Consider the following 12,274-nt stretch of genomic DNA (forward strand, 5'->3'; position numbering starts at 1 on the left):
ATGTCGAGTTACCTCCGCCATACCACCGGTGAACCGGTGATCGACACCAAGGCCCCCGCCGGCCCCATCGCCGAGCGCTGGGACCGGCGCCGGTTCGCCGCCAAGCTGGTCAACCCCGCCAACCGCCGCAAGCACACGGTGATCGTGGTGGGCACCGGACTGGCCGGCGGCGCCGCCGGGGCGACGCTGGCCGAACAGGGTTACCGGGTCGTCCAGTTCTGCTATCAGGACTCCCCGCGCCGGGCCCATTCCATCGCCGCCCAGGGCGGTATCAACGCGGCCAAGAACTACCGCAATGACGGCGACTCCATCCACCGGCTGTTCTATGACACCGTCAAGGGCGGTGACTTCCGGGCCCGGGAAACCAATGTCCACCGCCTCGCCCAGATCTCGGTGGAAATCATCGACCAGTGCGTGGCCCAGGGGGTGCCCTTCGCCCGGGAATACGGCGGCCTGCTGGACACCCGCTCCTTCGGTGGCGTCCAGGTCTCCCGCACCTTCTACGCCCGCGGCCAGACCGGGCAGCAGCTGCTGCTCGGCGCCTATCAGGCGCTCTCCCGGCAAATAGCCGCCGGGCAGGTGGAGATGCATGCGCGCACCGAGATGCTGGACCTGATCGTGATCGACGGGCGGGCCCGGGGCATTGTGGCCCGTGATCTCCTCACAGGTGCCCTCTCCACCCACTTCGCGGATGCCGTGGTGCTCGCCAGCGGCGGCTACGGCAATGTCTTCTATCTCTCCACCAACGCCAAGAACTCCAATGCCACGGCGATTTGGCGGGCGCACCGGCGCGGTGCCTACTTCGCCAATCCCTGCTTCACCCAGATCCATCCCACCTGCATTCCGCGCTCCGGCGACCATCAGTCCAAGCTGACGCTGATGAGCGAGTCGCTCCGCAATGACGGCCGTATCTGGGTGCCGAAGCGGGCGGGGGACCAGCGGGCGCCCCAGGACATCCCCGAATCCGAGCGCGACTACTACCTGGAGCGGATCTACCCCTCCTTCGGCAATCTGGTGCCGCGCGATATCGCCTCCCGCGCCGCGAAGAATGTCTGCGACGAGGGGCGGGGAGTCGGCCCCGGCGGGCAGGGCGTCTATCTGGACTTCGCGGACGCGATCCGCCGGATGGGGCGGGCGGCCGTCGAGGCCAAGTACGGCAATCTCTTTGAGATGTATGAGCGCATCACCGCCGAGAACCCTTACGAGGTTCCGATGCGCATCTACCCCGCCATCCACTACACCATGGGCGGGCTATGGGTGGACTACGACCTCCAGACCACCGTCCCCGGCCTGTTCGCCATCGGTGAGGCCAACTTCTCCGACCATGGCGCCAACCGGCTGGGTGCCTCGGCCCTGATGCAGGGCCTGGCCGACGGCTATTTCGTCCTGCCGGCGACGATCAATGACTATCTGGCCCGGCATCCGCAGGAGGAGGTCCCGGACGACCACCCGGCGGTACGGGCGGCATTGTCGGAAGTGGCCGGGCGCCTGGAGCGTCTGCTGGCCGTGAACGGCGACCGCACCGCCGACTCCTTCCACCGTGAACTCGGCGAACTGCTCTGGGACGAGTGCGGAATGGCCCGTACCGAGCATGGGCTGCGCAAGGCACTGGACCGGATTCCCGCACTGCGGGAGGAATTCTGGCGGCGGATCAAGGTGCCGGGGAGCGGGGTGGAACTCAACCAGTCCCTGGAGAAGGCCAATCGCATCGTTGACTATCTGGAACTCGCCGAGCTGATGTGCCTGGACGCTCTGCACCGGACGGAATCCTGCGGCGGTCACTTCCGCGAGGAGAGCCGGACTCCCGACGGTGAGGCCGCGCGCAAGGACGAGGAATTCGCATACGCGGCGGCCTGGGAGTTCACGGGTACGGGCGCGGCGCCCGTGCTGCACCGGGAGGCTTTGCACTTCGAGTATGTCCGGCCCGCCCAGCGGAGCTATACGTGAGCCACGTCCGCCGGTATGACAACGCCTTCCACCAACGCCCGAGGTACATCTGATGAAACTGACCCTGCGCATCTGGCGCCAGCGCAACGCGGACGAGCCCGGCGCGATGACCCCTTACGAAGTCACCGGGATCAGCGAGGACATGTCCTTCCTGGAGATGCTCGACCAGCTCAATGAGCGGCTGATCCTGGAGGGTGAGGAGCCGGTCGCCTTCGACCACGACTGCCGGGAAGGCATCTGCGGGGCCTGCGGCATGGTCATCAACGGCCAGGCGCACGGCCCGGAGCGGACGACCACCTGCCAGCTCCATATGCGGCACTTCGCCGACGGCGACACCATCGACGTCGAACCCTGGCGGGCGGCGGCGTTCCCGGTGGTGAAGGACTTGGTCGTCGATCGGTCGGCGTTTGACCGGGTGATCGGGGCCGGCGGCTATATCTCCGTACCGACCGGCTCCGCGCCGGAGGCGCATGCCACGCCGGTACCAAAGCCGGTGGCGGACCTCGCGTTCGAGCACGCGGAGTGCATCGGTTGCGGGGCGTGTGTGGCCGCCTGCCCCAATGGTTCGGCGATGCTGTTCACTTCGGCGAAGGTGGTGCATTTGAATGTGCTGCCGCAGGGGGCACCGGAACGGGAGTCCCGGGTACGGGGGATGGTCGAGGCGATGGACGCCGAGGGCTTCGGCGGTTGCACCAACACCGGTGAGTGCGCGGTTGCCTGCCCCAAGGGGATTCCGCTGACTTCGATCGGGCGGATGAATCGCGAGTATCTGCGGGCGGTGGTGAAGGGTACGCCTTCGGGGGGACGGTAGCCGTGGGGGGTGCGGGGGTTGCGGCCAGGGCGTGGGCGCGCCCGGCGCCGCAAGTCGCCGCCCAGGGCGTACGGGGGCCCGGCCTCAACGGGCGTAGGAGCCCAGCCCTTTCAGGCAGTACACATACTGGTTGAGCGTCACCCCACCTCGCGTCATCCGCTCCGAGAAGGTGTATTCCGTGCCGTCGATGCTCCGGCACTTCTCCATGTCGCTGGTCGCGTAGAAGACTTGGATGACCTTGTAGTGCGCATCGGAGGCGGAGCAGGCGACCTCATGGACATTGCTCACGGTCACCGGCGTGGTGGAGTCCGGGATGGTGCCGTTGAGGCAGGTCCCGGTGGTGTGCGGCAGGGCCGGGGGCGGGGCCAGGGTGATGGGGGGCAGGGTGAAGCGGGGTACCGGAGGCACATAGTGGTACGTCGGTGCGGCCGGTGGGGAGTAGGTGTCGGTCGGCCTGGCGTAGCTGTAGGGGGTGGGCGAACTGCTGCCGGACGACGCCGAGGAGCTGGAGCCGTGGTGGTTAAAGGCAAAGACCAGGGCCACCACGGCGGCCAGGCCCAGGAAGGCCAGCAGCCCTGCGCGCGGGCCTCTGTTGGCGGGCGGCCGGGCCGCCGCGACCACATGGATGCGGATCAGCACCTCGCCCTGTGCGGTGGGCGCCGTGATAAGCGCGCCGTCCGGTACGGGCGGAATGCGCACCGTGAGCGGGCCGGTGGACAGTTGGACGGTCTGGACGACACCCTGGGCCGCCTGTTGCGGGGTGAGTGTTAACGGGACTTCTATCGGCACCGATGGCTCCATGAGCTCTGGAGGCGGCGCGGCTCCCCCGGGCGCCGCCTCGTCAATGCTGCAAGTGTGGCCATTGTGCGGCTGGTTGACCAGCCATTGGGCGCGCCCGGGCGGCGGAGCCGCGTATCCGGTGCGGCCCCACGTCCCTTACGCGCGCCCCAGAGGGCTCACTTGGCGCCGAAGTCCTGGGTCCAGCGGGGGCCGCCGGGGGCCTGGTTGACGCCTACGCCGAGGTCCTTGAAGGAGCAGTTGAGGATGTTGGCGCGGTGGCCGGAGCTGTGCATCCAGGAGTCCATCACCGAGGCAGGGGTCTGCTGGCCATAGGCGATGTTCTCGCCATAGGTGCTCCACTGGTAGCCGGCGGCGGTGATGCGCTCGCCCGGGCCCTGGCCATCGGGGTTGGTGTGGTCGAAGAAGTTACGGGCGGCCATGTCGTCGGAGTGGCGCTGGGCGGCGGCGGCCAGCTGGGAGTTGTTGCGGACCGGCGAGCAGCCCACCTTGGCGCGTTCGGCGTTGACCAGGGCTATCACCTGCTCGGCCAGGGAGCCGGAGGCGTCGTCCACGGTGGGCGCCACCGGCTTGGGAGCCGGGCGCTCGGTGGTGGCGCTGGGCTCGGGGGCCTCGGTGGTGGGGGTGGCCGAGGGCTTGGCGGTCCGGGAGGCGGAGGGGGAGGGCTTGGGCTTGGCGGAGGGGGAGGCGCTGGGGCGGACGGTGGCGGAGGGGCTGGGGGAAGTCGCCGGGATGGTGCGGTCGTTGAGGGCGCGTACCTGGCCGGCATCGGTGGCGGACTGGCCGCGTACCTCGCGGTCCTGGGAGCCGTTGAAGAGGTAGACCCCACCGGCCACGGCAGCCAGCACGGCCACGGCGGTACCGGCGGCCAGGGCGCCCTTGCGGTTGCCGGGGCGTGCGCGCCGGCGCCCGCGCCCCTTGGCATGCGAGGCGGAGGATGCGGACGGGGCAGCGGAGGCGGACGGTATCGACTGCCCGGCCGGTGTCGATGAGGCGCCCGGTATGGACTGGGTCACCGGCATGGACTGGGTGGCCGCCATCGACTGAGCCGCCATCGACTGGGTGTGCAGCACCGCCCCGCTGCGCCACCACTCCAGCAGCGCCGCCGTCACCGGCACCAGGCCGAAGCCCACCAGCAGGCCCTCGGCGGGGACCAGGGCCGACCAGGCGCCACCGCACTGGCCGCAGGTGCGGGCATGGCGGGCGATGCGCTTGCGCCACAGGGCGGACGGGACACCGTCCCAGGGGGCGAGCAGAGAGGCCAGTTCCTGGCAGCGGGGGGTGACGGACAGGGCCCGTACCACCCCACGGGCGGTGTCCAGCTGGGCCTTGGTGCGCTGGACGCGGACCGCGGTGTGCTGAGGGGTGAGCTCCAGCGCGGCCGCCACCTCGGCGCGGGTCAGTTCCCCGGCGGCCTCCAGCCACCACAGGGAGAGGGTCTCCCGCTCGCCCGGGTCCAGCCAGCGGGTGGCCTCCACCACCTCGCGGCGCTGGCCCTGCAGGCCGAGGCGGACAATGGTGAGGGAGACGAAGTCCCCGGCGGGGTCCGGCACTTCGGCGACCGTCTCGGGCAGCTCACTGACCGGGGTCTCCGGCCGCTGGGCGCGCCAGTGGCCGCGTATCTGGTTGGTGGTGATGGCCACCAGCCAGGAGCGGAAACTGGCGGGGTCGCGGAGTTCGCGCAGGCCGTTGACCACGCGGAGCATGGTCTCCTGCACCACGTCGTCCACGTCCGCGTGACCGTTGAGGGCCCGTCCCACGATGTTGTAGACGAGCGGCATGCAGGCGGTGACCAGCTCGTCCTGCGCGGCGGTGTCCCCCGCCCGCGCCGCCTCTATCAGGGCCACATTCTCCATGTGCACGCCCACACACCCCTCTCGTTGGTTCAAGCCGACATAGAGGAGACGGCCCGGAGGGCACTGGATAACAGAAATTCGGCGGGACGGACGTGGCGCGCGTCACACCAGAAACTCGCGGAGCAGGCCGGGGGTGACCGACTCCGCGAAGCCCGCGGCGTCTTGGGCCGCCATATCGCGGATGTGATGTCCGTCCGCGCACCGGGCGACCGCCACCGCGGCGGTGGTGGTGCAGACGCCCGCCCGGCGGGAGAACGGGGAGTCGGTGAAGGTCCAGGCGACCACGGCGGTACGGTCCAGGGCCACCGTCCGGCGCCATAGCGTGCCCGAGCGGATCACCAGCCAGCGGCCGCGCAGTTCATGGCCCAGGGCCCGGTAGGCGCTGCGCGCCAGGGTCAGGGCGAGCGGGACGGAGAGCAGCAGCCAGCCCAGCGCACACCAGAGGAGGACGGGGGTGAGCAGCGCGCCGAGGAGCGTCAGGACCACGGTCACCGGGAGGACGGCCCAGGCCAGCACCCTGGTGATACGGCGGCGCAGGGCTACCCGGGGATGCGGGCGCAGTTGGTCGGTGTCGATCTCCTCGCCCAGCACCCCGGCCCGTATCCGCAGCGCCTCGGCCCGGGGGGCGGGCGGCATCAGGATGCTGCGCTTCTCGTTCTCCTCCTGGTTGCCCAGCCCGCCGGCCACGGCATGCACCGTGGCGCCGCCGCCGGCCCGCAGCAGCAGCGGTTCGTCGATGGCCACGCCGCGCAGGCGGGCTCGTTCGATGGAGACGGAGTGGGTGGTGAGCAGGCCCCGGCTGACCCGCAGGGTGGCGGGGTCGGACCACTCCAGCCGGTAGCGCCACCAGTCCTTGATATAGAGGGCGATGGCGCCGAGGGTGCCCAGTGCGAGGACGGCGATCAGGGCGAGGGGGATCGTCAACCACAGGGCGCGATGGCCGAGTTCGGCGAAGGAGTTCCGGACCGGACCGATTTCCCAGGGTTTGATGCCCATGCCGTCCAGGGCCCGCCACAGACCGCCGCCGGCGGTCAGCACCCCACCGAACACCCAGAAGGTGAGCGGGGCATAGCGCAGCCAGCGGGGATCGGCGGTGGCGAGCACCGCGTCGGCGGCCGGTGTCCCGCCGCGGGCGAGCAGTTCGGTACGCAGGCGTTCGGCCTCGGCGCGGGAGAGCGTCTCCAGGGCAATCCGCTTCTGGTGGCCGCCGGTTCCGATGCGCAGCACCACCAGGCCCAGTACGCGCTGGACGGGGCTGGCGGTCAGGTCGATATTGCGGATCCGGTGCAGGGGGATGGAGCGGAACCGGCGGGACAGCAGGCCGGTGCGCAACTCCAGGGCTTCCGTGGTGACCCGGAACCGGGTACGGCGCCAGATGACGAAACCGGCCGCGGTGATGACGGTGAAGACCAGCGCGATGATGCCGAGGGTGATCCAGGCGCGGGTGGTGAGGTGCCCTCCGGTGGCCAGGGCGGTCAGGGCCAGCGAGCCCAGGGGTGGGCCCAGCCAGGCGCAGTGGGCGAGCAGGGTGCGGGGATCCAGCTTGCGCCATTGGCTGTTGGCCTCGCTGGTTTCGCCTGCGCGGGCCTCGCTCATGCCGTCTCCATTGACCTCGCTCATGTCGCGTCCTCGCGTACCAGGCGGGCGGCTTCGGCGATGCGCTCGGCCATCTGCCGGGCGTCCTCATCGGACAGGCCCGCGATCCGTACCGCGCCGGCCGTGGACGCGGTGGTGACGGTGACGGTGGCCAGTCCGTACCGGCGCTGAAGCGGGCCGCGTACGGTGTCCACGGTCTGTACCCGGCTCAGCGGGGCTATCCGGCGCCGCTGCCAGAACCAGCCGTCGGCGGTGTAGACGGCCGACTCCCCCACCTCCCAGGCGTGTACGCGATAGCGCAGTCGCGGCATCACCAGGATGAACACCAGGGCGGGCAGCACCAGGAGAAGCAGGGTGAGGGGGACCAGCCAGGGCAGGGCGCCGGGGAAGAAGAGGACGGAGAGCAGCAGCAGTGCGGCGGCGGTCAGCAGCAGCGGGCCGCCGGGCAGCAGCAGGGCTTGGGTCCGCCACCAGCGGCGGGCTCGGGGATCGACCTTGTTGCGCGGCGGGCGGAGCCTGAGCCCGGTATCGGTCATGGAGTGAACCCCCTCTTGTTGGTGCCGCCGGTAAGGTATAGCAATACAGCTGACTTGGAAAAGGGAGGGCGACGGCAGTGCCCAGGCGTGTGGACCACCAGGAGCGCCGGCAGCGGATCGCCGGAGCGCTCTGGCGGATTGCCAGCACGCGGGGTCTGGAGGGGGCCAGTCTGCGCGATGTGGCCGCCGAAGCGGGTATCTCACTGGGGCAGTTGCAGCACTACTTCGCCACCAGGGAGGAGATGCTGCGCTTCACCCTGGAGCACTTCAGCGCACTGTCCGGGGAACGGATCCGCAAGCGGGTGGCCACCGGTTACCCGGAGCCGACGCCTAGGGCGGTGCTGCGGGAGATCGCGGCGGAGCTGCTGCCGCTGTCGGAGGAGCAGCGGGTTGCGCTGCGGGTGCAACTGGGGTACCTGGTGCGGGTTCTGCACGATGAGGGGCTGCGGCCGCAGGCGCGGGAGGGGGTGCTGGCGCTGCGCGGTCTGCTGGCCGACCAGCTACGAATCGCCGCCGAGCGCGGCGAGTTGACGGCGGGGCTGGACCCCGAGCGGGAGGCGGTGCGGTTGCTGGCGCTGACGGATGGGCTGGCCAATGCGGTGCTGCTGGATGTGCTGGCGCCGGGGGCGGCGATGGGGTTGGTGGATGAGCATCTTGGGGGGGTGTTCGGGGGGTAGGGGGTGGGCGGTGCGTTTGGCACGTTTCCGGGTGCGGGTTGTATGTGGTTGCTCGCGCAGTTCCCCGCGCCCCTGAAGGGGCGCAACCGCCGCGTTGTGGGCAGGCGTGCCGCAGGGCGATGGGGGCACCCCCCAGCGGTAGCTGGGGGAGGGTGGGCACAACGCCCACCGGGCTGCACCCGGCGATGAAACGGCGTCTGCCTGCGACCGTTGCCGCTCGGGTGCGGGTCCGCTTGGGCTGGTCGCACAGTTCCCCGCGCCCCTGACAGGGCGTACCCGGCGAGTTGATGGCGACTGCCAGCAGCAGAGGTCGGTCGGCCGCGGGCCGTGGGGGGCGCGCCCGCGCGGCGGAGCTGCATAAGGCAGCTGCCCCGCGCCCCTCAAGCCCCGCGCCGCGCCGCCCGGTTACGGCCGCCGGGGCCGGGGGACAAGGCCGCGGCCAGTTCGTCCAGGGCGTCCACCAGGAGTTCGGAGCCGCGGACGGCTACTCCCTCGTCGCCCTCCCGGGCGTGCCACTCGGCCAGTGCCTGGCGTGGCAATGACCAGTCCAGGGCGCGGCGTTCGCGGACAGCAGTCACCGCGTCCGGGAGCGCTTGCTGCAATGCGCGGGCGAACTGCCCGGCAGCCGGGGAGGGTTGGGCCTCGCGGTCCGGCAGGTGGGCCTCCATCAGCATGGTCACCCGGCCCATGGTGGCCAGCGCGGAGTCCGCCGCGCGTTCGGCGGTGCGGGAGATGCCCCGGTGGCGTACCGGCTCCTTCAGGGCGCGTTCGGCCGCCTCCTCCCAGGCCACTCTGGCCGCCCGCTGGTCCAGCAACGCCTCCCGTACCCGGCGCTGGTTGCGCTCGGCGGGCCGTGCGTGGACGTCCAGCACCGCCAGCGCATAACGGCCGTTGGCCGACAGCCACTCGGCCAGCCGGTCGCGCAGCCGGGACGTCTCCCAGATCGGCAGCAGGGCGTACCCGGCCATGGCCAGCAGTCCGCCCAGCAGGGTCAGCGCCACCCTGGCCTGGACGGTCTGCGACCAGCCTTCGCCCACCATGCCCAGCAGAAAGATCACATAGGCGCCGATACAGGCCGAGACCACGATGTAGCCGGTGCCAGTGAGCAGATAGCCCAGCCCCACGCAGACCACCGCCAGCGCGGCGCACACATACACCCCGGGGTGCAGCAGGGCGGCCAGCGCCGCCCCGATCAGTACGCCGATCACGGTGCCGGCAAAGCGCGCCACACCCCGGGTGTAGGTCTGGGCGAAGTCCGGGCGCATCACCATCACCGAGGCCATCGGCGCCCAGTAGCCATGGCCCAGCGGCAGCGCGGTGCCCAGCACATAGCCGACCGAGGCCACCGCCGAGACCCGTACCGCGTGCCGGCCGACCGGCGAGGACCAGCGGGCCTCCCGGTGCAGGGCACGCAGCACCACCGGCACCAGACGGGGCACCGTGGGCCGCAGCAGATGGCGGGGCTCCTGGGCCGGTGCCCGGCGGGTGCCGCGGCCCGGCTCGTCGGTCTGGTCCACCGCGTCGCCCAGCAGGGCCATCAGCCGGTACGCGGAGCGGCGGGCCGGGCCGGTGAGCATCGGTCCGGACTCCGGCACCCGCAGCACCGCCATCGCCTCCGGCGGCAGCTTCACCGGCTTGCCCCAGCGGATGGCGCGGGCCACCGCGTCCAGCACCACGGCGGTGGCGCCCAGCAGGTCCCGTACCCGGTCGCGTTCCGGACCCTCAGCGGGGGCGCCGACCACCGGGTCGGCCAGCGCGGCCAGCACCGGGCGCAGCCGTTCCGCGATGCCGCGCGGGCCGCCCAGCTGGCGTGGGCGGTTACGGGCCTGGCGGGGTGTGAGCTCGGCGGCCGCGCGGGCCTCGATCAGCGGATGGGGGTCGAAGGGGGCCATCGGGTCATGGCGGAGCCGGCGCGCATAGTCCGCCTCGGCGGCCAGCGCGTCGGCCAGGGCGTCCCGTTGCAGCCCCCAGGGCCTGATCGGGAACAGCACAATCAGCAGCGCCTGCACCAGACCGCCGACCACGATCAGCGCGGCATGGTGCACCGCGCCCCATACGGAGGTGGGCAGGGTGACGGTCACCAGCATCACCGCGACGGTCTGGGTGGCGACCAGGCCGGAGACCGGGCCCACCGCCCAGGCCATTCCGGCCAGCAGGGTCCATACCGTCAGCAGGACGACGAAGACAATGTGGTTGAAGGCGGCCAGATAGCCGAGGAAGGTGCTGATACCCAGTCCGGCCGCCACCCCCAGCGCCAGCACCGGGCGGGGCCGCCAGCTGCGCTGAAAAGTGGCCAGTCCGGCGGCGAAGGCGCCAAAGGCGGAGGAGACGGCCAGGGCGGGGGTGGCGACGGCCAGCAGGACACCGATGACCAGGGCGACGCCGCAGGCACTGCGCAGGGCGAGCTTCGGTTCGAGCGGGGTGCGCTCGATCGTCAGCCCGGCTCGGGCGGTGTCCTTCAGGGCGCTTGACCAGGTCATGGCCTGAGCTTACGGAATGGCTGGTTCCAGGCGGTTCCGGGTTCAGCGCCCCGCACCCTGAGGGACGCCCTCAGCGATGGCTCGGGAAGCCCAGGTCCACCCCGCCGTCCTGCGGGTCCGGCCAGCGGGTGGTGACCACCTTGCCCCGGGTGTAGAAGTGGACGCCGTCGTTCCCGTAGATGTGGTGGTCGCCGAAGAGCGAGTCCTTCCAGCCGCCGAAGGAGTGGTAACCCACCGGCACCGGAATCGGCACATTGACCCCCACCATGCCCGCCTGCACCTCCAGTTGGAAGCGCCGGGCCGCGCCGCCGTCCCGGGTGAAGATGGCGGTGCCATTGCCCCAGGGCGAGGAGTTGATCAGGGCCAGGCCCTCCTCATAGGTGGCCGCACGCAGTACGCAGAGCACCGGCCCGAAGATCTCGTCCCGGTAGGCGTCGGCCGTCACCGGCACCTTGTCCAGCAGGGACAGCCCGATCCAGTGCCCGTTCTCGTATCCCTCCACCGTGAACCCGGTGCCGTCCAGCACCACTTCGGCACCCTGGGCGGCGGCCCCGGTGACATAGGAGGCGACCTTGTCCCGGTGCTCCCGGGTGATCAGCGGGCCCATCTCGGAGGCGGGGTCGTTCCCCGGCCCGATCTTGATCTTCTCGGCCCGGTCCCGGATCCTGGCCACCAGGGCGTCGCCGGTGTCGCCCACCGCGACCACCGCCGAGACCGCCATACAGCGCTCCCCCGCGGACCCATAGGCCGCCGAGACCGCGGCGTCCGCGGCCGCGTCCAGGTCGGCGTCCGGCAGCACCAGCATATGGTTCTTGGCCCCGCCCAGCGCCTGCACCCGCTTGCCGTTGGCGGCGGCGGTGCGGTGGATATGCCGGGCGATGGGGGTGGAGCCCACAAAGGAGACGGCGGCCACATCCGGGTGTTCCAGCAGCCGGTCCACCGCCACCTTGTCACCGTTGACCACATTGAACACACCGTCCGGCAGCCCGGCCCGCTGGGCCAGTTCGGCCAGCAGCAGGGCGGCCGAGGGGTCCTTCTCGCTGGGCTTGAGAACAAAGGTGTTGCCGCAGGCGATGGCCAGCGGGAACATCCAAAGCGGCACCATGGCCGGGAAGTTGAACGGGGTGATGCCGGCCACCACCCCGAGCGGCTGCCGGATGGCGGCCACATCGACCCGGCTGGACACCTCGGTGGACAGCTCCCCCTTCAGCTGGGTGGTGATGCCACAGGCCAGCTCCACGATCTCCAGCCCGCGGGCCACCTCGCCCAGGGCGTCCGAGTGCACCTTGCCGTGCTCGGCGGTGATCAGCCGGGCCAGGTCCTCGCGGTGCGCGTCCAGCAGCGCCCGGTAGGCGAACAGCACCGAGGTACGGGCGGCCAGCGAGGAGGTTCCCCAACTGCGGTACGCCTCCTTGGCGTTGGCCACCGCCGTATCGACCTCGGCCGCCGAGGCCAGGGCGACCCGGGTGGTGACCTCGCCGGTGGCGGGATCGGTGACGGGTCCATATGAACCGGAGGCGCCTTCGACGGCCCGGCCGCCGATCCAGTGGCTGACGGTCTTCATCTGCTGCCT

Annotated in this window: 9 protein-coding genes; 3 read left to right on the forward strand and 6 right to left on the reverse strand. The window is 71.2% G+C overall.

Annotated features, from left to right (window positions below; translation table 11 throughout):
• Window positions 1-1,947: a fumarate reductase/succinate dehydrogenase flavoprotein subunit gene (locus CV755_RS17900; protein WP_109281221.1), complete on the forward strand. Its 1,947-nt coding sequence runs from the start codon at window positions 1-3 to the stop codon at window positions 1,945-1,947.
• Between the two features lie 52 nt (window positions 1,948-1,999).
• Window positions 2,000-2,758 carry a succinate dehydrogenase/fumarate reductase iron-sulfur subunit gene (locus tag CV755_RS17905; RefSeq protein WP_109281222.1) on the forward strand — a complete coding sequence of 253 codons (759 nt, stop codon included), beginning with the start codon at window positions 2,000-2,002 and terminating at the stop codon, window positions 2,756-2,758.
• Between the two features lie 84 nt (window positions 2,759-2,842).
• Here CV755_RS17905 and CV755_RS17910 read toward each other — a convergent pair whose 3' ends face one another.
• From CV755_RS17910 to CV755_RS17925, 4 genes are all read right to left on the reverse strand, one after another.
• On the reverse strand, window positions 2,843-3,547 hold the full coding sequence (locus tag CV755_RS17910) for an LppU/SCO3897 family protein (RefSeq protein WP_109281223.1): 705 nt from the start codon (window positions 3,545-3,547) through the stop codon (window positions 2,843-2,845).
• A 167-nt stretch (window positions 3,548-3,714) separates the two neighbouring features.
• Complete coding sequence (locus tag CV755_RS17915) at window positions 3,715-5,412, reverse strand: sigma-70 family RNA polymerase sigma factor (RefSeq protein ID WP_109281224.1); 1,698 nt, start codon at window positions 5,410-5,412, stop codon at window positions 3,715-3,717.
• Window positions 5,413-5,514: 102 nt separating this feature from the next.
• A complete protein-coding gene (locus tag CV755_RS17920) occupies window positions 5,515-7,032 on the reverse strand; it encodes a PH domain-containing protein (protein ID WP_109281225.1) in 1,518 nt (505 codons plus the stop codon).
• Window positions 7,029-7,544 carry a PH domain-containing protein gene (locus tag CV755_RS17925; protein WP_109281226.1) on the reverse strand — a complete coding sequence of 172 codons (516 nt, stop codon included), beginning with the start codon at window positions 7,542-7,544 and terminating at the stop codon, window positions 7,029-7,031. Before CV755_RS17925 ends, CV755_RS17920 begins: the two co-directional genes overlap by 4 nt.
• Window positions 7,545-7,621: 77 nt before the next feature.
• Between CV755_RS17925 and CV755_RS17930 the strand changes: the two genes are divergently transcribed.
• Window positions 7,622-8,221, forward strand: a complete 600-nt coding sequence (locus CV755_RS17930) for a TetR/AcrR family transcriptional regulator (protein ID WP_109281227.1) — start codon at window positions 7,622-7,624, stop codon at window positions 8,219-8,221.
• Between the two features lie 380 nt (window positions 8,222-8,601).
• Here CV755_RS17930 and CV755_RS17935 read toward each other — a convergent pair whose 3' ends face one another.
• Both CV755_RS17935 and CV755_RS17940 read right to left on the reverse strand, forming a co-directional pair.
• Window positions 8,602-10,701 (reverse strand): FUSC family protein, encoded by a 2,100-nt coding sequence (locus tag CV755_RS17935; protein WP_109281228.1) that lies wholly within the window; start codon window positions 10,699-10,701, stop codon window positions 8,602-8,604.
• A gap of 70 nt (window positions 10,702-10,771) precedes the next feature.
• Window positions 10,772-12,265, reverse strand: a complete 1,494-nt coding sequence (locus CV755_RS17940) for a CoA-acylating methylmalonate-semialdehyde dehydrogenase (protein ID WP_109281229.1) — start codon at window positions 12,263-12,265, stop codon at window positions 10,772-10,774.
• Window positions 12,266-12,274 lie beyond the last annotated feature (9 nt).

It is taken from the genome of Streptomyces orinoci, from assembly GCF_003121295.1.
GTDB lineage: Bacteria > Actinomycetota > Actinomycetes > Streptomycetales > Streptomycetaceae > Streptomyces > Streptomyces orinoci.